Below are 22,101 nucleotides of genomic sequence, written 5' to 3' on the forward strand. Positions count from 1 at the left end.
GGCTCGGCCTTAGCCGGTCGCTTCGCGGATGTACTCCCCGATCTGCCGCAGCGAGCGTTCCGCCTCCGGCAAGATCGGCCCGGCGACCTGGAAGTCGTGCACCTGTCCAGGCCAGACGCGCAATTCCGCCGGGACCCCGGCCGCGGCAAGTTTGCGGACCGCCAGCCTTGCGTCGTGCAGCAGCACCTCGGATCCCGACACGTGAATCAGCGTGCGCGGCAGGCCCGGTTCAATGTGGTCCAGGGGCTCGTAGATTTCTTCGGGATGTCCGTCCACAATATTCTTCGCCGCACACCTAGCAACCAATTCTCCGAGCGCGTCGAATGCATTCGCAGGGAACATCGCATCCGTTTTTATGTTCGGGTGCGCCTGCTTTTCCGCCTTTGCTAGCTGTAGCAACGGCGAGATCGCGACCAGCGCCGCGGGCTCCTCACCCGCCCGCTGCAACCGCTGCGCGAGCGACAGCGCGAGATACCCTCCGGCGGAGTCGCCGGCGAGCACAATTTGCTCTGGGTCGTACCCAAGCAGGCGCAGCCACTGATATCCGTCGTGGCAGTCGTCGAGGGCCATTCCGATCGAATGCCTGGGCATCAGCCGGTAGTTGACCACCAGGATCGGCGAGTCAGCAAACTTTGACAACGCTTCAACCAGCCGACCGTGTGAGTTTGCGCCACAGGTAAGGAACGCGCCGCCGTGCAGGTAGAGAATGACCCGCCTGGTGCCGTCGGCAGGCAGTACGCCGGGAGCCCGCACCAATTGTGCCGAGGCGTTTGGCAAGTTCACATCGGCTCGGACGGTGTTGGTGGCCGGTAGCAGCACACGGGCCGCGTGATCTATCAGTCCCCACGGCCACGGGAAATGTGGAACGTTGCTACCTACGGCCAGAACGGGCCTAATTGTCACGCGCGACGCAAGCGTGGCTAATCGCGCAGCGACACTGGGACCAGATTCGACAACCTCGACGGGAGCGCCGTCGCTAATCGCAAATCTGCGTGCTTCGAGTCTACGAGCCTTCAGGACATCGCGTGGGCGAATGGCGACTCTAGGTGCGCCAGAAACCTTGTTAGGTGCGGTCATGCTCAACACTTCCTACGCCGTTGTAGTCCGATACAGCATGTGACGAGGAGGCGGAGTCCTTAGTTCAGCCAACCTCGCAGACTTAGCTTGACGGTCATTTACCCGTTCAACATCAAGTGAATCGATTTCGATACCACATGTGTTCCACACCGTAACTGTTTTGTTCGTCAGCTATCCACGAAATCAGCACAACCGTCCTAAAATGGCTGCCGTGAGCATGCGCGCGCCACGACGATCCACGATCGCCTGGGCCACAGCGGGTGCACTCGCCTCGACGGGCTCGGCTTATCTGGGCGCACGCAACCTGCTGGTGGGTCAAGCGATGCACGTGCGCACCGTGATCCCCAAGTCCTGGGATGCGCCACCCCGCGCCGACGGCGTCTACTCCGCAGGCGGTGGGCCGGTTCAGCGCTGGGAACGTGGCCAGGCCGTCGACCTGCATTTGATGGTGTTCGGCGACTCCACGGCGGCCGGGTATGGGTGTCTCACCGCTGAGGAAGTGCCGGGCGTGCTCATCGCGCGCCAGCTTGCTGAGCAGACCGGTCTGCGGATCCGGCTCAGTACTAAAGCGATCGTCGGGGCCACGTCCAAGGGAGTCCGCGGTCAGGTCGACGCGATGTTCGTGGCAGGTCCGCCGCCAGATGCGGCGGTGATCATCCTGGGCGCCAACGACGTCACCGCCCTCAACGGCGTCGGGCCGTCGGCCCAACGGTTGGGCGCGTCGGTGCGCAAGCTGCGCGACCGGGGCGCGGCCGTGGTGGTGGGTACCTGCCCGGACTTCGGGCTGATCACCCCGATCCCGCAGCCGCTGCGATCGTTGGCACGCACCCGCGGCTTGCAACTCGCGCGAGCTCAGGCCGCGGCGGTTACGGCGGCCGGCGGGGTGCCGGTGCCGCTGGCCCATCTACTGGCTCCCAAATTCCGGGAGATGCCTGAGCTGATGTTCTCCGCCGACCAGTACCACCCCTCGGCGGCAGGGTATGCCGTGGCGGCCGAGCAGCTGCTGGCGGCGCTGCGTGAGGCGCTGAGTGAAAAGTTGCCTCTTCCCCCGGCGCCAGATCCGGTGCCGACGGCACCCGTAGCGCCCGACGTCGCGGCCGCACGACGAACCCTGGTGTCGCGGTTGTGGACCCGAGGACCAGCTGCGCGGCCGTCGGACGAAACCGCGGTTGTCGCCACTTCTTGAGTCGGTGAACTTGGGTCCTCAGCCCGTCCTACAGACGCGCATCGTCGTCGGACCAACCCCACCGCCCAACTCCTCAGCCCGTCCTACAGACGCGCATCGTCGTCGGACCAACCCCACCGCCCAACTCCTCAGCCCGTCCTACAGACGCGCATCGTCGTCGGGCTAGGCTCTGCCTGCCAGACTCGAATGGCCACAGTCCACCGGAGGAAACGTCATGCCCGAAGCCGTCATCGTCTCAACTGCCCGCTCCCCGATCGGCCGCGCGATGAAGGGCTCCCTCGTCAGCATGCGGCCCGACGACCTGGCCACCCAGATGGTGCGCGCGGCGCTCGACAAGGTGCCGGCGCTCAATCCGCACCAAATCGACGACCTGCTCCTGGGCTGTGGTCAGCCGGGCGGCGAATCCGGCTTCAATATGGCGCGGGTCGTCGCGGTCGAACTCGGCTACGACTTCCTTCCCGGCACCACCGTCAACCGCTACTGCTCGTCGTCGCTGCAGACCACTCGCATGGCGTTCCACGCCATCAAGGCGGGTGAGGGCAACGCATTCATCTCCGCCGGCGTGGAGACGGTGTCTCGATTCGCCAAGGGAAGCTCCGACTCCTGGCCGGACACCAAGAACCCGCTGTTCGACGAGGGACAACAACGCAGTGCCGCCGCGGCCGCCGGAGCCGATGAATGGCACGACCCCCGCGCCGACGGAAACCTGCCCGACGTTTACATCGCGATGGGACAGACCGCCGAGAACGTTGCGGTCATGACCGGCATCAGCCGCGAAGACCAGGACCGCTGGGGAGTGCGTAGCCAAAACCGTGCCGAAGAGGCGATCAAGAACGGCTTCTTCGCCCGCGAGATCGTTCCGGTCACCCTGCCGGACGGCAGCACCGTCAGCACCGACGATGGACCGCGGGCCGGGACCACCTACGAGAAGATCAGCGAGCTCAAGCCCGTGTTCCGCCCCAACGGCACGGTCACCGCGGGCAACGCGTGCCCGCTCAACGACGGCGCCGCCGCGGTGATCATCACCAGTGACACCAAGGCCAACGAACTGGGACTAACGCCGCTGGCCCGCATCGTGTCCACCGGAGTGAGCGGACTGTCCCCCGAAATCATGGGCCTCGGCCCGATCGAGGCGACCAAGCAAGCGCTGCAACGTGCCGGCATGTCGGTGTCGGACATCGACCTGTTCGAGATCAACGAGGCCTTCGCGGTGCAGGTATTGGGCTCGGCCCGCGAGTTGGGAATCGACGAGGACAAGCTGAACGTCTCGGGCGGAGCGATCGCCCTGGGACATCCATTCGGTATGACGGGCGCCCGTATCACGACCACGCTGTTGAACAACCTGCAGACATACGACAAGACGTTCGGCGTGGAGACCATGTGCGTCGGCGGAGGTCAGGGCATGGCGATGGTGATCGAACGGCTCAGCTAGTCGACTCGGGCTAAGAGCTAGTCGACTCAACCGTGACGCACGGCAACAATCCACAACCGCAGCCGTTCCCCAATCATGGTGAACGACCCTCGCCGGCGCAGCGACAACCACCCGCGAGGAGTAGAAGCACCGCGGCCGCCGTCTTTGGTGTGGTCTCCGGTGCTGGCCTGCTGATATTCATCGTCGGGCCGTTCGGCTCCCGGTACGCCGGCAGAATCGCGATCGGCTTGCTGGCGTTGCTGCTGGTCGTTGTCGGCATCATCGGGGCTAACGTCGCCGCGAAATCGAACCGCGGCAAGATCGCGGCCTTCACCGCGGTTCAAGGCGTCGGCTTGATTCTGATCCTGCTGGCCTGGTTCGCGTTCGTGCAGATCGCGTACCTGGCCGGGTTGGTGGCAATGCTCGTCGGAACCATCGGCGTCATCGTCTCGGCCGCCGTTTCGGTGGCGCCCCGGCAAACGCCGCACCTACAGCGCTATCAACAGATCCCGCCGCAGCCACTCGGGTATACCGCCGACGGGAAGCCGTTCTATCCAATCGTCGGCTACACCAGCGAAGGACAGCCCGTTACCGCAGATCGAGCGCTCAGCTTCCCTTCGGCATACACCGGAACCAACGGTCTGGCCGTCACCGCGCTGATTCTCGCCTTTGTGGCCGCTCCGCTGGCCATCCCGTTCGGCCATATCGCCCGCTCGCAGATCCGTCGCACGGGTGAACAGGGCAGCGGCATGGCGCTGGCGGGCCTGATCATCGGGTACTTCTGGCTTGCGGCCATTGTTGCCTTCGTGTTGGTCATGTTCGCCGGTGTCGGCTACTACTGGCATCTCTGAACTTCTGAGCTATTTCTGATCTTCTGCACGGCACAGATCTTTCAACGCACATGAGAAAGCCGGCACGCCGAAAGGCGTGCCGGCTTTGCCCGTCGAGGGACTAGCCGCCGCTAGTCGTTCTGCAAATAGCTGAGCAGACGCAGAATCTCGATGTACAGCCACACCAGGGTCACGGTCAAGCCCAGAGCGATACCCCATGCAGCCTTTTCCGGCGCACCGGCGCGGATCATCTGGTCAGCGGCGTCGAAGTCGATCAGGAAGCTGAAGGCGGCGATCCCGATGCAGACCAGCGAGAAGATGATGCCGATGGGTCCGGCGCTGCGCAGGCCCAGGCCCTCACCGCCGCCGACGGGCAACATCGAGAGCACCAAGTTGCCCAGCATCAGCACAACCACACCGATCAGGGCCGCGAACAGCATCCGGGTGAACTTGGGCGTTACGCGGATGGCCCCGGTCTTGTAGACCACGAGCATGCCGAAGAACACCCCGAGGGTCCCCAGGACGGCCTCGCCGATCAGCATTCCAGCGTTTGCGGAACCGACCGAGAAATGCGCGAGCACGAAGGAAATCGCACCCAGGAACAACCCCTCCAGGCCGGCGTAGGTGAGCACGATCGCCGGGTTGTCCTGCTTACGCCCGAACGTGGCGATCATCACCAGCGCGAAGCCACCGAAAGCGCCGATCATGGCCAGCGGCATCGCCAGGCCGCTGTTAGTCACGGTCAGGAAGTAGGACACCACCGCCGTCGCGGACAGCAAGGCCAGCGTGATGCCGGTCTTGGTGACGACGTCATCGATGGTGACCGGCCGAGAGACCTGGGCCGGCTGCTGATAGGGGGCATAGGGGTCGGGCTGGTAGCCCGGTGCGACGCCCGGGCCGAATTGCGCGTATCCGCCCTGCTGCTTGGGCAGCGAACGGAATACCGGGTTGCTTGTCTCCCGCACCGTCGGATCCTCTCTCAAAAGTGCTGTTGGCTTCGAGCGTGCGAACAACTGCTCAACGATTAGTCGTCCGCTCGAGTTCCCAGCGGAGCTGCTGTTTTCTCGGATGTCCGGGACCTAAGCCACCGGTCCGGATAACCCTAAACCTTAGCCCCGCGGGCATCGCCGAGCGAGTAACGATCTAGATTGCTGGTCAAACTCATGGTCGCGGCACAGGCGGCCGAGTCTGACCGGATTCCGACGAGGGGAGACGAGGCGTGACTGCGGCCGTGACTGGGGAATCCGACGAGGTACTGACCCGCGTCGACGGCGGGGTCGGATTCATCACCCTGAACCGCCCCAAGGCGATCAACTCCCTCAATCAGAACATGGTGGAGCTGCTCAGCACGGTCCTTAACCGCTGGGAGCGCGACGACGCGGTGCGCGCAGTGGTGCTGACCGGTGCCGGGGAACGCGGACTCTGCGCGGGCGGCGACGTGGTGGCGATCTATCACAGCGCCCAAAAGGACGGGGTCGAGGCGCGGAAGTTCTGGCGTGACGAGTACTTGATGAACGGTCAAATCGGCCGGTTCGCCAAGCCCTACGTGGCGGTGATGGACGGCATCGTGATGGGCGGCGGCGTCGGCGTTAGCGCGCACGCAAACACCCGAGTGGTGACCGACACCTCCAAGGTCGCGATGCCGGAGGTGGGCATCGGATTCATCCCTGACGTCGGCGGCGCCTACCTGCTGTCCCGGGCGCCGGGCAAGCTGGGCTTGCACGCCGCGCTGACCGGGGCGCCGTTCGACGGTGCGGACGCGATCGCGCTGGGCTTCGCCGACCACTACGTGCCGCACGGTCAGCTCGACGCGTTCACCTCGGCGGTCGCCGCCGACGGCGTCGAGGGTGCCCTGGCCCGCTACGCCATCGAACCCCCACCGAGCCAGCTTGCCGCACAACGTGAATGGATCGACGGGTGCTACTCGGGCGACACTGTCTGCGACATTGTCGCCGCGCTGCGCGGCCACTCGAAGGATGAGGGTGGACCTGCCAAGGACGCCGCTGACCTGATCGCCACCCGCTCCCCCATCGCGTTGTCGGTAACCTTCGAGGCGGTGCGCCGCGCAGCTGAGCTGGAGACGCTGGAAGACGTTCTGGTGCAGGACTATCGGGTGTCGTCGGCGTCGTTGCGCTCGCACGATCTGGTGGAAGGAATCCGCGCGCAACTCGTCGACAAAGATCGCAATCCGAAGTGGTCGCCCGCACGGTTGGACGAGGTCACCGTCGCCGACGTCGCCGCCTATTTCGCACCGACCGAAGACGACCTGACGTTCTAGAAAGGCGAACCATGACTTACGAAACCATCCTGGTCGAACGCGACGAGCGGGTCGGCACCATCACCCTGAACCGCCCGAAGGCACTGAATGCCCTCAACAGCCAGGTGATGAACGAAGTCACCAGCGCAGCAACAGAATTGGATATCGACAAAGGCATCGGCGCGATCATCATCACCGGTTCGGCGAAGGCGTTCGCCGCTGGCGCGGACATCAAGGAAATGGCGGGCTTGTCCTTCGCCGACGCGTTCGGCGCGGACTTCTTCGCCACCTGGGGCAAGCTGGCCGCCGTGCGCACCCCGACGATCGCCGCGGTCGCCGGCTACGCCCTGGGCGGCGGCTGCGAGCTCGCGATGATGTGTGACCTGCTGATCGCCGCCGACACCGCGAAGTTCGGCCAACCGGAGATCAAACTGGGAGTGCTGCCCGGCATGGGTGGCTCGCAGCGCCTGACCCGCGCGATCGGCAAGGCCAAGGCCATGGACCTGATCCTGACCGGCCGCACCATCGATGCCGCGGAAGCTGAACGCAGCGGCCTGGTTTCGCGTGTGGTTCCGGCCGACGACCTGTTGACCGAGGCAAAGGCCGTCGCCACCACCATCTCCCAGATGTCGCTGCCGGCCGCCCAAATGGCCAAAGAAGCAGTCAACCGCGCGTTTGAATCCACGCTGGCCGAGGGACTTCTGTACGAGCGCAGGCTGTTTCACTCGACATTCGCCACCGACGACCAGACCGAAGGCATGGCGGCCTTCGTCGAGAAGCGCCCGCCCGACTTCACCCACCGATGAGCGACTCCGCGACCACCACCGCCGCCGATACGCCGGCCGAGAACGGACCCGCCGAGGGTCCTGATCCCGCTGCCGCGCAACCGATTCGGGGTCACTGGTGGGTCCGCAACTACACCTACACCGGGACGATGCTCGGCCTGATCTTCGTCTGGCTATCGTTGACTCCCTCGCTGCTGCCGCGCGGCCCGTTGTTCCAAGGTGTGGTCAGCGGATGTTCGGGCGCCATCGGTTACGGGCTGGGGGTGTTCACCGTCTGGCTGGTCCGCTACATGCGCTCGCAGAACACCAGTCCCGCGGCGCCGAACTGGGCGTGGGCGCCGCTCATCGTGGTCGGCGCGGTCGGGATCGTGGTAATGGCGATCCGGTTCCATGTCTGGCAGGACCGAGTGCGCGACATGATGGGCGTGGAACACCTCAAGTGGTACGACTACCCACTGACCGGGGTGTTGTCGGTGATCGTGCTGTTCACCCTGGTCGAGATCGGCAAGTTCATCCGCTGGCTGGTCATTCTTCTTGTGGCGCAAGTGGATCGGGTGGCACCGTTCCGTCTCTCGGCGACCATTGTGGTGGTCGGCCTGGTGGTTCTGTCGATCACCCTGATCAACGGAGTGGTGCTCAAGTTCGCCATGCGTTCGATGAACGACACGTTCGCCTCGGTCAACAACGAGATGGATCCCGACTTCGCGCCGCCGAAGACCAAACTGCGGTCGGGGGGACCGGAGTCGGCGGTGTCATGGCAGTCGCTGGGCCACCAGGGCCGGATCTTCGTCGGGGGCGGCCCCTCGGTGCGACAGCTCACCGCGTTCAGCGGCAGCCCGGCCGTCGAGCCGATCCGCGCGTACGCGGGCCTGGATTCGGCCAAGGGCATCGAGGCGACCGCGGAGATGGCCGCCCGCGAACTGGCGCGCAGTGGCGGGTTGCAACGCGCGGTGGTTGCGGTGGCCACCACCACCGGTACCGGCTGGATCAACGAGGCGGAGGCCTCGGCGCTGGAGTACATGTACAACGGCAACACCGCAATCGTGAGCATGCAGTATTCGTTTCTGCCCAGCTGGCTGTCGTTCCTGGTGGACCGTGAACGTGCCCGCCAGGCTGGGCAGGCGTTGTTCGAGGCGGTTGACAAGCTGATCCGGCAGATGCCGGAAGCCAGCCGTCCCAAGCTCGTGGTGTTCGGGGAGAGCCTGGGCTCGTTCGGCGGCGAGGCGCCGTTCATGAGCCTCAACAACATCCTGGCCCGCACAGACGGCGCCTTGTTCAGCGGACCGACGTTCAACAACACCATCTGGACCCAGCTGACCGCAACGCGTGATCGCGGGTCGCCGGAATGGCTGCCGATCTTCGACGACGGGCACAACGTTCGGTTCGTAGCCCGGCCTGAGGATCTGAACCGCCCATCTCTTGACTGGGGCCGGCCGAGGGTGGTGTATCTGCAGCACGCCTCTGACCCGATCGCCTGGTGGACGCCCGACCTGGCGTTCAGTCAGCCGGACTGGTTGCGCGAGAAGCGGGGCTACGACGTGCTGCCCGAGATGCGCTGGATCCCGTTGGTGACCTTCCTGCAGGTCTCTGCCGACATGGCGGTGGCGGTTGATGTGCCCGACGGGCACGGTCACCGCTACGTCGCCAACGCCGCCGACGGCTGGGCCGCTGTGCTGTCCCCGCCAGGCTGGACACCGGACAAGACCAAGAAGCTGCGTCCGCTGCTGCATGCCGACTCGATGCCGCTGGGCACCGGCGAGAACTCCGACTAGGCGAAAGCCAGCCGCAACTCGGCTAGCACCCCGGCGGCGGCCAGCGCGTGATAACCGCCGATCACGTCGGTGGCGCGGTGTAGACCCAGGTCCAACAGCGCTGCCGCGGCCAGACTCGAGGTGTAGCCCTCCGAACAGACGATCACCCATTCGACGTCGTCACCGACCGCTTCGGGCAGCCGGGCATCGCTGGTGGGGTCGCAGCGCCATTCCAGGACGTTTCGTTCGATCAGTAGCGCGCCGGAAATCTCCCCCTCACGGGCGCGCTGCGCCTGGGGGCGGATGTCGACCAACACCGCCCCGCGTTGCACCGCATCGGGCACCTGTTGGGCGGGCAGCCGCCGATACCGGCTGCGGGCCGCCTCGAGTACGCCATCGATTCGGCTCACTACCGACCCTCGGGTTGATCGGTCAACTCGGTGCGCTGCCGCCGCAGCGAGTTGCGCTCGGTCACCTCGTAGTACGACATCGCGGTCAGCGGCGGCGAATACGCGTGCACGCTCAGCGTGGGCTCCAACGGCCGGGTGGCCGGCCGCCCCGACACCGGCGTCGGCCCAGAGATCGGCCTGGGCGCCCACACCACGTCGTGCACCCAGCCCAGCGGAAACCCGGCCTGATCGCCGGCGTCCAGCCGTCGTCGGCGTAGCTTCCGGCCATCCCAACGGAATTCGTTGAGCGATCCGGAAAGGACAGTCAGCGCCCCGAGGGAACCGCCGTGGTCGTGCAGTTCGGTGGCGTGCCCCGGCACCCAGCTGATCAGCCAGATATCGAGTTCCTCGTCGCCGTGGATACGGGTGAACCAGCGTTCGGTCTCCGACACGCCCCCCTCGGGCAGCAGGTGGTCGCAACGTCCGCTGAGCACGTCATCGGCGGCCTGATCGGTGGCGTGCAGCAGGTCGGGCACCCGCAGCCGGGTGGGGCCGGGATAGGGGACGGTCAGTGCGGCCGACAGCGTCGGATAAGGACGCGACAACGGCTTGGCAAGGGGCATGGCCATGGCAGAACTCCGGGTTGGGAACGGTTGGGGCAAGCGGCGGCGTCAGAGCCGACAACACTCGCAAAATCCGAACCAGGCCATCACGGGAAGAAGTTTTGCATAGATTGAGATCCGTGCGTCGGTGCCGTCGTTCCCCGCTGCTGTGGGCAGTGCCGTGGAAACCGGCCGTGGTGTGCGTTGCGATCGCCGCGAATTGGTGGGCGTTGGCGGGCTGCTCGGACGGCGGCAGCGGCGGCAAGTCGACCTCGTCGTCGGCGCCGTCGTCAACCACGACCAGTTCGCTGCCGCCAGGGGTCATCGGGGTTTCGCCCGCCGGTGTGACGACCCGCGTCGATGCTCCCGCGGAATCCACCGAGGAAGAATATTTCCAGGCCTGTCATGCCGCCAGAGTGTGGATGGACGGTCACGGCCCCATTGACGACGCCGCGATCGAACCGTATCTGGCGATGGTTCAGGCATCTCCGTCAGGCGTTGCTGGTAGCTGGAACAAGCGGTGGGCCGATCTGGGCCCCGCGCGGCAGGCGGGAGTGATCGTCGCGGCGCAGGCGGCCGCCCGGGGCGAGTGCGGCTGAGCAGCCCAGCCAGGCGGCTCGTCGAATTGCGATCAGGGGTACGCGAAAGTATCCGTCGCGACACCGACGATGCCCGCCAAGGACAATGACGGAATGACCGAATCGAGCCGCATCCACCCCCGGGGATCCCGCGTCGCGCTCGCTCTGGGCAGCGGCGGCGCCCGCGGGTACGCGCATATCGGCGTGATCCAGGTGCTGCAGGAACGTGGCTACGACATCGCCGGGATCGCCGGCTCGTCAATGGGCGCTTTGGTGGGCGGAGTCCGCGCGGCCGGGCGGCTCGACGAACTCGCCGAGTGGGCTCAGTCCCTGACTCAGCGCACCATTCTGCGGCTGCTGGACCCGTCACTGACCGCTGCGGGCGTGCTGCGGGCCGAGAAGATCCTGGATGCGGTGCGCGACATCCTCGGCCCCGTGGACATCGAGGACCTGGCCATCCCGTATACCGCGGTGGCCACCGACCTGCTGACCGGCAAGTCGGTGTGGTTTCAGCGCGGGCCCATCGATGAGGCCATCCGCGCGTCGATCGCGATACCGGGGGTCATCGCTCCGCATGAAGTCGACGGGCGCCTGCTGGCCGACGGCGGGATCTTGGATCCGCTGCCGATGGCGCCCATCGCGGCGGTCAACGCCGACCTGACCATCGCGGTGAGCCTCAACGGCAGTGAGCCGGGCGCGACCCGGGATGGCGAACCGGGCGTGACCGCTGAATGGCTGAACCGCATGGTGCGCAGCACGACGGCGCTCTTCGACATCAGCTCAGCCAAGGCCCTGCTGGATCGGCCGACCGCGCGCGCCGTGCTGAGCCGGTTCGGCGCCACGGTCCCCGATCTCGCCGACTCGGAGATCGTCCCGGAAAGCGATGCCGGACTACCTCAGACCGGCGACGAGATCGAGATACCGGAGATCCCCAAGCTCGGCGGCTTCGACGTGATGAATCGGACCATCGACATCGCGCAATCGGCGTTGGCTCGCCACACGCTGGCCGCCTACCCGCCCGACCTGCTGATCGAGGTGCCGCGCACCACCTGCCGCAGCTTGGAGTTCCACCGCGCGGCCGAGGTGATCAAGACGGGCCGCGAACTTGCCACCCGCGCGCTGGATGCGTTCGAGGAGGGCGGCGAGGGCCGCCGCGCCGAAGGCTGAGGGCCAGTTAGACGCCGAGAAACCTTGCGACGGAATGGGCTTCGCGGCGGCCCTGCGCGCGGCCAGCCCTCGCCGACCCGATCCGGCAGGCCGGGTCCAGGGGGTTGGATCCGAACGCCGTCAGCGACTGCTCGTCGGCGAACACTGTCAGCGCCGCGCCGGGGAACGCCGCGATCTCGGCGGCTGGCCCGGCGCCGAACGGCGACGGGGTGTCCGCACCCGCGGGCACCAGCACCACCGCGACATCGCAGTCGTCAACGGCGCCGATGTTGACCGAGCTGTTGACGCCGCCGTCCATGTAGCGCCGGCCTGCGATGGTCACCGGCGGCCACGCGCCTGGCACCGCGCAACTGGCGGCTACCGCGTCGACAAGATCGACTCCGCAGCCACGGTCGAATATCACTAATTCGCCTGTGGCAGTGTCGATTGCAGTGATCCTCAACTCTCGCTCCGGCCACCGATGCGACGGCAGGCGGGCGGCGATGATGTCGCGCCGGACGGCTTCGGGCACGGTTTCGGTTGCCAGCGCCACCGAGCCGATCCGCTGCAGCCGTCCCCGCGTCCGGTCATAGCCGCCGGCGCGCGGCTCGCGCAAAGCGTCGAGGAAGAGCTCGGTGATGGTCTCGATGTCGACGCCGGGATCGATCTCGGCGGACGTCTCGGCAACCTGCCGTTCGAACAGTGCTTCCAGCGGGCTGCCGCTGCCGATCTGCGCGGAGACTGCCGAGCCGGCCGATGTGCCGAGTAGTACATCGGACGCCAGCAACAGCCGCGCCGCCTCCGGCGACTCATCGGCTATTCCTTGTAAAATCCCTGTCTCCCAGGCGATTCCGGCAACTCCACCACCGGCCAGGACCAGCGCGCGTCGAGTCATCTACTTTTCTCCGCCGGGTGCCGGGTGCCGCATGCCGGGCAGCGCATGTTGCGCACGGAACACCGGCTGAGCCAGATCGTCCCTGCGCAGCAGCTGCCGGGGCGGGTCGGGCAGCACCAGGGTGCGGGTGACTTCCAGATCGGTATTGACGTGCACCAATTCCCCCGGGTCGAGCAGGCTCCATCGTGGGTCGTCGTCCATCGGCTCGGTGGCGAACAGCACCGCCGACCTTTCGGCCAGCGTGTCGCTCTGCGCGTGGATCCGCACCGTGGACATGTCGAAATCGGGTTCGCCGTCCACGCGTCGATCCAGCATGAACAGCTGATGCGTGTCCGGGTAGCGCAGCGCCCACATCTGGGTTCCCATGCAGAGCAAGATGTTGACGGCATAGATCGGCACGTTGGCGGCAATCCAGCCGATGGCCTCGACGATACCGGTCGAAACATCGCCGTGGGCGCGGATGCTCGCGGTGATTAGCGCGAACACCCGCTCGGAATCGGTTTCACCCAAAACCAGCTCGTACGTTCCCAATTCGCGCAGGCGTTTGTCGAGGTCCTGGAGACCCTCGATCATTCCGTTGTGGGCGAAGATTCTGCCGTCCTGCAGGAAGGGGTGGGTGTTGAGCACGTCTTTGGAGCCCGTCGTGGAATACCGGACGTGGGCGATGAATGTGGTGCCGGTCAGCCGGTGCGCCTCGGTGGCGAACTCGTGGTCACGCCAGGCCGCGATCGGCTCCTTGAACAGTTGGGCGCGGCCGCGTTCGTCGAAGACGCCGATGCCACTGCCGTCCGGGTTCTGGCGGCTCTGCCGGGCCAGACTGTCTGGCGCGTCCAGCAGCCAAAACGTTGCTGTCACAACCTCTGTCCCGGCATGCAGGCCGAACAGTCGACACACCTCGACAGCCTCTCAATCCACCAGCTGCGCGGACAGCTTTTCCAGCGCCACGCGCGCGTAGCCTTGCCACATTCTGGCGAACACCGGCATCACCGCCGAGGCTGCCGGCGATTTGGGGTGCAGGGTCCACTGCCAGCTCACCCGGGTGCCCGTGCCCGCGGGTGCAAACGACCACCTGCCGTCCACGGAGGTAACCAGGGCTGAGAGCGGGCCGCTGATGCTAGACAGCTTGTACGCGAACGAGTTTGGCGGTTCGACGCTGGTCAGCGTCTCAGATACGCGGCCACCGCCAACCATCAGCAGCACCCGGGTCTGGCCGGCGGCATCCCAAGCACCGGTTTGCTCCCGCACCTCTTTGATCGGCGGGATCACCCCGTACCACTGCGAAAGAATCTGTGGCAGCGATATCGGCATCGTGCCGGCGAAGGCATCCTCGACCGAGACCGGGATCGCTCGCGACTGTTCCACTACGACTGGTCTTGCCATGTCCGTCCTTGTTATCGCGAAAACTGCGGTGCCGCACGGCCGGTGATCAACGGCAGGTCGAAGAAGGTCTGGATGCCGGCCGGGGCAGCGCACGTCGCGGGGACAGCGTTGACGCAGTGCGCCGCGGTCGCGACGACGCCGGGGTTGCTGACCAATCCCGCCGCCACGCTTTCCGGCTGCCAGCCCTTGACGGTTACGAATGTATCCGGGTTGCCCCGCACCTCGATCTCGTAGCGTTCCCCAGCTGGCCCGAAAGACCAAGGCGGATCGAGGTTTTCCTCACCCATCAGCCAGTTCACGGTGATCTGGACAACGGGGGTGTCCCCGACAAGCGCCTCCCAGTGAAAACGGCGGCCGGCCACCTGACCGGGCTCGATCACCCCGATCGGCGAGTCGATCGGCGTACTGGCCACGGCCACTTCCTGTGTCGCTCGGATCTCGGGTGCGGCAGCGAAACCGAGCTTGTCGACGATCAGCCGAACCGATTGAAAGAATCCGCCGTTGAGCAGCTTTTGCATTGGGCCGGTCAGCGCGCTGTCCGGGGTGCCACCGAAACCCATCACGTAGCGCAGTACATCCGGCGCGCCGTAGGTGCGTAGATCGGAAAACTCTTCGGCTCGAACGAAAGTCACGCCCGTCGACATCACCGACAGCAGCAACGGGAACAGCTCGGTGGCGGCGCCTGGGCCGATGCCCGCGCCGTGCAGCGTGGTGTTGCCGGCCTGCGCGGCGACTTCGAGTGGGGCGGCCTCTTTTTCGGTCGGATAGAACCACCCAATCGGAGTGATCACGTTCTTGCCAGAGCGCAGCAACGCGGCGACCTCGTCGACGCTGGGCAGCAGCGGCGCGTAGATCACTGCGTCGGCGTCGAGCGCAAGGATGTCGTCGATGCTGTTGGTGGCGGTCACGCCCAGCGATGCGGTGCCGATGATGTCGCCGACGTCCTTGCCGGCCTTGGCTTCCGAATGCACCCAGCAGCCGGCGAGTTCGAGTTCAGGATGTTCGAGCACACCCTTGATTGCCGCCACACCGACACCTCCGGTGGCCCACTGCACGACCTTTAGGCTCATGGTTACCCTTCCTTCCGCCTAATCGTGCGCTTCGGTCACATCGTATTCGCCGTCGGCGTATCGCGCCCGAATGGTCTTCTTGTCGTATTTGCCGACGCTGGTGCGCGGAATTTCGTCGGCAAAGGTCCACCGTTCTGGCAGCCACCACCGAACAACCTTGTTCGCCAGGAACTTTCGCAGGTCGCTCGCGTCGACGTCGGCACCCTCTCGGGTGACGACGACGGCCAGCGGCCGTTCCTGCCAGCGCTCGTCGGGAACAGCGACGACGGCGGCCTCCTTCACATCAGGGTGCGCGATCAGGCAGTTCTCCAGCTCGACGGAGGAGATCCATTCCCCGCCGGACTTGATCACGTCCTTGGCGCGGTCGGTCAGAGTGATGAAGCCCCGCTCGTCGATGCGACCGACGTCGCCGGTGCGCAGCCACCCGGAGTCGAACTTGGACTCGTCTTGGCCAAGGTAGTAGGAACCGGTGATCCAGGGCCCACGAACCTCCAATTCACCCACTGCGACGCCATCTTGCGGCAGTACCGCGCCGTCATCGTCGACGATGCGGGCTTCCACCCCGCACACCGGCTGACCCTGGGTGACCCGGAAAGCCCAGTGCTGGTCGTCCGGGGTGCCCGGCGGCGGCCACGCCATCGATGCCAGCGGCGAGGTCTCGGTCATCCCCCACAGCTGCCGGATCTGGACGTTGTGCTTGTCCTCGAAGGTGCGCATCAGCGATTCCGGCACTGCAGAACCGCCGCAGGCGACCATGCGCAGCGAGGACATGTCGTGGCCGGGGTCTTTTTCCAAGTGGTGCATGACGTCGTTCCAGATGGTCGGCACCGCGCCGGCCAGGGTGGGCCGCAGCTTCTCCACCATGTCGATCAGAGACGGTGCGTCGAGGTGGCGGTCGGGCAGCACCAGGTCGGCGCCGGCCGCCAGCGCGGCGTACGGCAGCCCCCACGCGTTGGCGTGGAACATTGGCACGATCGGCAGCACCCGGTCGCTGGACCCAACCCCGATGCCGTTGGTGGTGCACGCCGCCATGGTGTGCAAGAAGCTCGAACGATGGCTGTACACAACCCCTTTGGGGTGACCGGTGGTGCCGCTGGTGTAGCACATCGCGGCCGCGGAGTTCTCGTCGACGGCCGGCCAGTCGAATTCGGTTGACTCGCCGTCGATCACGTCTGCGTAGCGCACCACCGTCTTGCCGGATCCCTCCAGCTCCGCGGTATCGCCGTCACCGACCGCTATCACCGTGTGCACGGTGTCGAGCTCGCCCAGCACCGGTGCAAGCAGCTTGGCCAGCGACAGGTCGACCAGCACCACCTGGTCTTCGGCCTCGTTTGCCACGTAGACGAGCTGCTCGGCGAACAGCCGAATGTTCAGCGTGTGCAGCACCGCGCCCATCGAGGGAACGGCGAGGTAGGTGGTGAGGTGTTCGGCGTTGTTCCACATGAACGTGGCCACCCGCTGGTCGCCGGTGATGCCGAGGCGGCGCAACGCGTTGGCCAGGCTTGCGGCCTGTTGACCCACTTCGCGATATGTGGTGCTGCGATAGCCGTCCCCGGTGGCGGTGACGACCTCGCGCAACCCGTGTACGCCGCAGCCGTGCCGCATGATGGCGCCGATGGTGAGCGGGAAGTCCTGCATTGTGCTGTACATCGACGTACCGCCTCCCGCGTCTTGCGCACTTTCCGTGGGGCGAATGCTATCGCCGCGAGGTGCGCGCAGGTACGGCGGGCGTCAGACGAGTGCGGCGTCGTATTGCAGCAAGTCGGGCATGAACAGATCCGCTGGCCGCTTGGCTTCCAGCGCTGCCTGTTCGATCCCGGCCACGCCTGCGCCGACCGGCGCGACGGTGATCACACCGGAGTGGTCGGCGATGTACAGGTTGTTGCCGTCGGGACTCTCGACGACGCAGGACGGCTGGGTGCCGACGTCGATGGAGTCGACGACGTCCTGGGTGAGCGTGCACAGCACGGTCACGCTGTCGTCGCTGACCAGGTACGCCCGGTCGCCGTCACCGCTGAGCGTGAGGCGGGTAGGCAGGCCGGTGAGCTCGGTGATCTTGCGGGTGGCGGTGATCTTGTCGGTGCCGGTGTCGACGACGTCGATGGCCGCGAAATCCGGGCCGCTGCTGGCGACGTACACCAACGCGCCGTTGGGGCTGACGGCCACGTCGCGCACGGCCTGGCCGATGTCGATGGTGCCGATCACCGCTGGCCCGTTGGTGGCACGCGACTTGGGCCGCGACTGGGTGTTCTTGCGGCGCCACCGCGAGCGTCCGCCGGATTCTTCCGTTGCGAGGCCGGTGTCGAGGATGACGACTTGGCCCCCGGCCGGGCCGTTTACGCCCACATATAGCCGGTCGCCGTCGGGGCTGACGCGGACACACTCTGTGGCGGTGCCGCTGCTGGTGGCGATGTCGATCACCCGCATCTGCCCGGAGTCGGTGTCCAGGACGGCGATGTCAGCGTTTCGGGCGCCGTTGCGGGCGATGTAGACGTGCTTTCCGTCGGCGCTCACCGCCAGGTCGCTAACGCTGAGCGCGACCGGATGTGTTGCGACGACAACGCCGGCGATGCAGTCGACGACCTGGATCGAGTCGTAGGCGGTCGACACGCTGGTTACATACGTGCGGTCGGCGCTGGCCAGGGCAATGGCGAAGGGCTCGTCGACTCCGGGGATGGTCTCGACGACCCGGCAGGCCTGGGTATCGATGATGGAGACACTGTCGGCGCCGTAGTTGGTCACCACCAGGCGGCGGCCGTCGGGGCTGATGGCAATGCCGCCGATAGCGCCCTTGCGCACCGGAATCTGTACCGCCGCCGGAGCGATGTCCAGGACCTCGACATCCCGGATTGCCGGGCTGTTCTGGTTCTTGCCGAGGCTCATGCTGGCACCGCCTTCACTTTTCGTCGGACCCTGGGAAGTGGCTGGGGTACGTTGCACGAAGCCGCGCGACTCCCGGATCCCAGGGCAAGCACGAACCAGCACTCAAAAGGGCTGATTCGATACGTTTGAGTAGCCATTCTAGTCGCATAATTCGCGGTAATTCGTTGCCAAATCCGCGCTGTTATGCAGATCACGACTGGCGCTCAGCTTAAGCTCAGGTAGCAAATACCATCGGCCACATCCGCATCAGGTCAGCGAATTCTTCTAACCAGCCGATCTGCTTAGATCCTCGTGTGGCTAACTCGGCGCGCATTTCCACAGCCGCAGCGCTAATTTAAGAATTTCTTAATTTGGAGCATAAAAACGAGGCGAACATCACAGTACTTAAATAGGCGTGTCAGGTCGATTATTTTCGGAGCGCCTGCTCAGCTGAACTGCGTACTCGGCCGGAGCAGTGCTTCGCCGTCGACGGTGAGGTCGAGTTTCTCGTTGTAGAAGGCCACCAGCCCGGCGATTGGCGCCACGGCCGGTACCGGGTAGTGGTAGGTCCAGGCCAGGTCGGGATGCAGCGACTGACCCGTCCGTACCGACCAATAGCCCGACGTCACCCCCTTGTAGGGGCACAGCGTCTGGCTGGGTGACGGCTCCAGGTGCTCGAAGATGACATCCGCGGGATCGATGTAGTACCGGGTGGGCAGACCGGTCTCGAACAGCAGCACCGGGCACCGGGTGTCCGCGAGCAGGATGCCGTCCAGTTCGATGCGCACGTGGCGATGCGAGCGCAGCGCATCGACCCGCGCGTACGGGTTGCGAGGGTGTCCGTAGATCTGTTCGTCTTCTTCGAACCAGCGCAGCGGCGCCCAGTCGAAGCGCACCAGGCCCGCGACCGGGCTCTCGCTGCCGGCGTCGAACACCCGCGCCGCCGACGGGTAGCTCTGTCCACCGCCGATCAGCGAGTGCAGTCGCGACGGGCCCAATTGCACGCGCTGCGGATGGTCCTCGTCGCGCAGGAAATCAGTCCGCACGTCGGCCAGCGGGATGTAGTACTGCGGGTAGTACGGCACCTCCCACACGTAGCGCGCCGCGGTGGTGTCGAACACCAACTCGTGACCGAGATAGCCGCGCACCCGTCGCGGTGCTGGCTCGATTCGTCCACGCGCAGCAGCGGTTTCAGGGTAGTCACGCATCTGGCACCTTCTCTTATCCCGCTTAGCCAGTCCGACCGGTGCGTGGTTGATCCCGTCGATGTCGACTGTGTGACACCAGCTCACCGCCGGCCTAGGTTTATTTACCGGTCCAGCTTGCCACTCGTGCGGGGTCCAAGGTTGCGACCCGTCTCGTGACCAGCCTCAGCCGACCCTGATCGAGATCGTCACCTGCTCGGTCTTGGCAGGCAGCTTGGTCGTGTCGACGATCAGAAACTCGCCGCTGTCCTGAGTTCCGTTGGGCAATGTCTTGGGTTTGAGCCGAAATGGCGGGGCGTCGGAGGCCAACCCCGCCAGCCCAAAGTCGCTGTCGTTGGCGATGATCAGCGTGTCCCCCTCGTCGGGGGTGATCATGCCTTCGATTTTGTTATGGCCGAAGAAGTCGCCACTGGGCGACAACGACCGCACTAGCCCACCCAAATCGAGCTTGAGTGTCTTTGCGACAACGGCGATTCCCGCCTCCTTGAGTTTCTTGACCGCCTCGCCGTCGGTGCTAGTGCCAACGAATGTCTCGATCGGTGCCTGGTTGATCAGCAACCCGCCCGCATCGGCCTTGTACACGGCGCCGGGTAGCGTCGAGCGCGGACCCACATCGGTCGCCCTGGCTAGGTCGACCAGGTAGATCTTCTTGTCGGCGTTCGGCGCGAACTTGCTGTCGCTCTCGTCAACCAGGAACGTGGTGGGGCTGAGCGCGGTGATCTCCGATACCCCGACGTGCGTCTGCTGGGGATTGGCCAACGGGTAAAGATATTCGTGCACGACGTTGCGGTCGACGAGGTTGACGGTGACGATGCGGGTCACCGGGACGGACTGGGGTGGGCCCTGCAAGCCCGGCGTCTGGATGGCGGACTGCATGATCGCCACCAGCGTGTTGCCGTCCGGCGTCATCGTCAGACCCTCTAGGCCCTGATTGGGCGTCCGCAGCGACAGCTCCGGGGGCAGGGTCCCATCGAATGGCGAAAGCCGTTCCAGCTCTTTGCCATTGGCGTCAAAGTGGATAATGTAGGGACCGTATTCGTCGGACACCCAGAAGGTGCCGTCGCGGGTGACGACCAGGCCCTCCGGGTCTATCCCGTAATCCGAGGGCGGCAGCGGCGTGGCGTCGAGGTCAACCAGCGACTCGCCGGTGGCCGCATGCGGGTCAACCAGCCCCACCAACGGGACCCCGTCAGTGGCGTACAACATGACGGTGCGCTGCACCGTCGCTACGCCGTCGCTGAGCTTGAGTTTGGCGATCTGTGGATGGAAGTCAGGCAGCGGCAGCACCTTCTCGCCCGGAGTTCGGCCATCGACGTTGGGCCCACGATCGGTGAGGCCATAGATTTCGTCGGCGTTGCCCGGGACGGCGGCGATGGCCGACCCGTGGGCGGCGGCCTTGATCGAAACGCCCGCCATGGTGGCCAGCGGCAACTGATCCTCGGCGTAGAGCTTGACCGCACGGCTCGTGGTGACGCTGAACTCGTCGGTTCCGACGAATCCGGAATCGGGAGTGTAGATCACGACCCCATTGGCGCCGTAGCTGATCTTGCCGTGGTTGGGCTTGCCGAACGCCACCGGCTCGATGTCGCCGGTGGCCGCCAGCAATTGGCGTGGCGAGAGGGTCAGTGGGGTGCCGCCAGCGGCATGGAACTGTGCGTTCCCAGCAGGCCCCGACGTCGACGGCGCAGCGGCCGACCCGCAGGCCGCCACCGTGATGAGCACGGTGGCCAGGGCTGTCAGAGTTCGTGCAGTGTGTGCCATTCGCATTGCTTAGCAACCAAAGTTGACGCGGGGGTGTCGTCCGATTACCGCTTCTTGTCTCGCACCTTGTATGTCGACGGCCACGACTTGCGGGATTCGTCGCCGGTCAGCGGGGTGCCCATGCCGCCGACCTTGACGTTGTAGGCCTCCTTGCCGGGGCCGACTTCGCGGTTGGCGTGTTCCTGGGCCAGGTAGTAGAGCTCGTCGATGGTTGCCTCGTCGTAAGCCACGAAGGACGTTTCGCGGGCCACGTCGTCGATGCCGGCCAGCATCCGCTCCGGCAGATAGCGCGTTACCAGCGCGGCCACGCCCAGCAGGGCGAACGGGATCACCCAGTAGAAGACGAACGAGGTTGGGGTCTTGGCGTCCAGCAGCGTCGCGTCGCTCTGCAGAATCGGCGGAATCGCCGAGGCGACCGTCATGCCGGCGAAGGCGCCAACCCACACCCAGGTCAGGATGGTGGTGGTCCGGCGGAAAGGCTCGGTTTTGACCACATCGGCGGCTTGCTCGGCGGCGGCATACTCCCGCACGAACGGTTTGCCGATCAGCACGCTGATCAGGGTGACCAGGAAAATCCCTGCGTTGCTGAGCGGTTCGAGCCAGCGCGCCAGGAAGGCGTCGCTGGCCACCAACGCCAGCACGGTCAGCACCGCAAACGTCGCGACTCCGCCGATCTCGAGCGATTGCGCGGACTTGCCGCTTTCGCGGCCGACCGCGAATACGGCGACGGCCATCAGCAGCGCGATCGACACCGCGGTGGCGAATGGGACGTTACCGACGAGCACCCAATAGACAATCCACGGCGCAAAGCCAAACAGCATGCCCACGAAGGTCAGTGTATGGGCGCACCAGATGCTCTCTTGGCGCGGGCGGCGCTGCTACCGTTCTCAGCGCAACGCGTAGCCGAGGAGTTCCC

21 protein-coding genes are annotated in these 22,101 nt (G+C 65.7%); 8 read left to right on the forward strand and 13 right to left on the reverse strand.

The features are described from left to right. Positions 1-9: 9 nt before the first annotated feature. Positions 10-1,077, reverse strand: a complete 1,068-nt coding sequence (locus H0P51_RS22380; RefSeq protein ID WP_213016709.1) for an alpha/beta hydrolase — start codon at positions 1,075-1,077, stop codon at positions 10-12. A gap of 217 nt (positions 1,078-1,294) precedes the next feature. On the opposite strand from H0P51_RS22380, the gene H0P51_RS22385 reads away from it, so the two are divergent. The 3 genes from H0P51_RS22385 to H0P51_RS28675 all read left to right on the forward strand — a co-directional run bounded on the left by H0P51_RS22385 (position 1,295) and on the right by H0P51_RS28675 (position 4,525). Then, a complete protein-coding gene (locus tag H0P51_RS22385; protein ID WP_180919159.1) occupies positions 1,295-2,263 on the forward strand; it encodes an SGNH/GDSL hydrolase family protein in 969 nt (322 codons plus the stop codon). 214 nt (positions 2,264-2,477) lie between these two features. After that, positions 2,478-3,695, forward strand: a complete 1,218-nt coding sequence (locus H0P51_RS22390; protein ID WP_180915044.1) for an acetyl-CoA C-acetyltransferase — start codon at positions 2,478-2,480, stop codon at positions 3,693-3,695. Positions 3,696-3,844: 149 nt separating this feature from the next. Further along, positions 3,845-4,525, forward strand: coding sequence for a DUF4190 domain-containing protein (locus H0P51_RS28675; protein WP_246398137.1), 681 nt, complete (start codon positions 3,845-3,847; stop codon positions 4,523-4,525). A 110-nt stretch (positions 4,526-4,635) separates the two neighbouring features. Here the strand turns inward: H0P51_RS28675 and H0P51_RS22400 are convergent, their stop codons facing one another. Beyond that, positions 4,636-5,469, reverse strand: a complete 834-nt coding sequence (locus tag H0P51_RS22400; RefSeq protein WP_180915045.1) for a Bax inhibitor-1/YccA family protein — start codon at positions 5,467-5,469, stop codon at positions 4,636-4,638. A gap of 266 nt (positions 5,470-5,735) precedes the next feature. Between H0P51_RS22400 and H0P51_RS22405 the strand changes: the two genes are divergently transcribed. Genes H0P51_RS22405 through H0P51_RS22415 form a run of 3 tightly spaced genes read left to right on the forward strand, consistent with a single transcriptional unit; the run spans position 5,736 to position 9,318 of the window. Then, entirely contained in the window at positions 5,736-6,782 is a 1,047-nt protein-coding gene (locus tag H0P51_RS22405; RefSeq protein ID WP_180919161.1) for an enoyl-CoA hydratase/isomerase family protein, read from the forward strand. A gap of 11 nt (positions 6,783-6,793) precedes the next feature. Next, positions 6,794-7,567, forward strand: coding sequence for an enoyl-CoA hydratase (locus H0P51_RS22410; RefSeq protein WP_180915046.1), 774 nt, complete (start codon positions 6,794-6,796; stop codon positions 7,565-7,567). Continuing rightward, positions 7,564-9,318: an alpha/beta hydrolase gene (locus H0P51_RS22415; RefSeq protein WP_180915047.1), complete on the forward strand. Its 1,755-nt coding sequence runs from the start codon at positions 7,564-7,566 to the stop codon at positions 9,316-9,318. The genes H0P51_RS22410 and H0P51_RS22415 overlap by 4 nt, the downstream gene beginning before the upstream one ends. Here the strand turns inward: H0P51_RS22415 and H0P51_RS22420 are convergent. Further along, positions 9,315-9,707 carry a rhodanese-like domain-containing protein gene (locus tag H0P51_RS22420; protein WP_180915048.1) on the reverse strand — a complete coding sequence of 131 codons (393 nt, stop codon included), beginning with the start codon at positions 9,705-9,707 and terminating at the stop codon, positions 9,315-9,317. The genes H0P51_RS22415 and H0P51_RS22420 overlap by 4 nt on opposite strands. Next, positions 9,707-10,315, reverse strand: a complete 609-nt coding sequence (locus H0P51_RS22425; RefSeq protein WP_425488905.1) for a cysteine dioxygenase — start codon at positions 10,313-10,315, stop codon at positions 9,707-9,709. The genes H0P51_RS22420 and H0P51_RS22425 overlap by 1 nt, the downstream gene beginning before the upstream one ends. 113 nt (positions 10,316-10,428) lie before the next feature. Here H0P51_RS22425 and H0P51_RS22430 point away from each other — a divergent pair, with 113 nt between their 5' ends. Continuing rightward, positions 10,429-10,887: a lipoprotein LpqV gene (locus tag H0P51_RS22430; RefSeq protein ID WP_425488906.1), complete on the forward strand. Its 459-nt coding sequence runs from the start codon at positions 10,429-10,431 to the stop codon at positions 10,885-10,887. Between the two features lie 93 nt (positions 10,888-10,980). Then, positions 10,981-12,033 (forward strand): patatin-like phospholipase family protein, encoded by a 1,053-nt coding sequence (locus H0P51_RS22435; protein WP_180915049.1) that lies wholly within the window; start codon positions 10,981-10,983, stop codon positions 12,031-12,033. 7 nt (positions 12,034-12,040) lie between these two features. Here H0P51_RS22435 and H0P51_RS22440 read toward each other — a convergent pair whose 3' ends face one another. The 9 genes from H0P51_RS22440 to H0P51_RS22480 all read right to left on the reverse strand — a co-directional run bounded on the left by H0P51_RS22440 (position 12,041) and on the right by H0P51_RS22480 (position 22,012). Then, positions 12,041-12,907: a patatin-like phospholipase family protein gene (locus H0P51_RS22440; protein ID WP_180915050.1), complete on the reverse strand. Its 867-nt coding sequence runs from the start codon at positions 12,905-12,907 to the stop codon at positions 12,041-12,043. Further along, entirely contained in the window at positions 12,908-13,801 is an 894-nt protein-coding gene (locus H0P51_RS22445; RefSeq protein WP_180915051.1) for a class II glutamine amidotransferase, read from the reverse strand. It abuts the gene before it with no gap. A 12-nt stretch (positions 13,802-13,813) separates the two neighbouring features. Then, positions 13,814-14,287, reverse strand: a complete 474-nt coding sequence (locus tag H0P51_RS22450) for an SRPBCC family protein (RefSeq protein ID WP_180915052.1) — start codon at positions 14,285-14,287, stop codon at positions 13,814-13,816. Positions 14,288-14,298: 11 nt separating this feature from the next. Next, positions 14,299-15,357: an NAD(P)H-dependent amine dehydrogenase family protein gene (locus H0P51_RS22455; protein WP_180915053.1), complete on the reverse strand. Its 1,059-nt coding sequence runs from the start codon at positions 15,355-15,357 to the stop codon at positions 14,299-14,301. Between the two features lie 18 nt (positions 15,358-15,375). Next, on the reverse strand, positions 15,376-17,007 hold the full coding sequence (locus H0P51_RS22460; protein WP_180915054.1) for a long-chain fatty acid--CoA ligase: 1,632 nt from the start codon (positions 17,005-17,007) through the stop codon (positions 15,376-15,378). Between the two features lie 81 nt (positions 17,008-17,088). Further along, on the reverse strand, positions 17,089-18,240 hold the full coding sequence (locus H0P51_RS22465; RefSeq protein WP_180915055.1) for a YncE family protein: 1,152 nt from the start codon (positions 18,238-18,240) through the stop codon (positions 17,089-17,091). 425 nt (positions 18,241-18,665) lie between these two features. Then, on the reverse strand, positions 18,666-19,427 hold the full coding sequence (locus tag H0P51_RS22470; RefSeq protein WP_180915056.1) for a DUF427 domain-containing protein: 762 nt from the start codon (positions 19,425-19,427) through the stop codon (positions 18,666-18,668). Between the two features lie 162 nt (positions 19,428-19,589). Then, the gene (locus tag H0P51_RS22475) at positions 19,590-21,185 is read right to left on the reverse strand and encodes an esterase-like activity of phytase family protein (protein WP_343061730.1); all 1,596 of its coding nucleotides are present in this window, start codon (positions 21,183-21,185) and stop codon (positions 19,590-19,592) included. Between the two features lie 44 nt (positions 21,186-21,229). Continuing rightward, positions 21,230-22,012, reverse strand: coding sequence for a DUF3159 domain-containing protein (locus H0P51_RS22480; protein ID WP_180915058.1), 783 nt, complete (start codon positions 22,010-22,012; stop codon positions 21,230-21,232). Between the last annotated feature and the right edge of the window lie 89 nt (positions 22,013-22,101).

It is taken from the genome of Mycobacterium vicinigordonae, assembly GCF_013466425.1.
Classification (GTDB): Bacteria; Actinomycetota; Actinomycetes; order Mycobacteriales; family Mycobacteriaceae; genus Mycobacterium; species Mycobacterium vicinigordonae.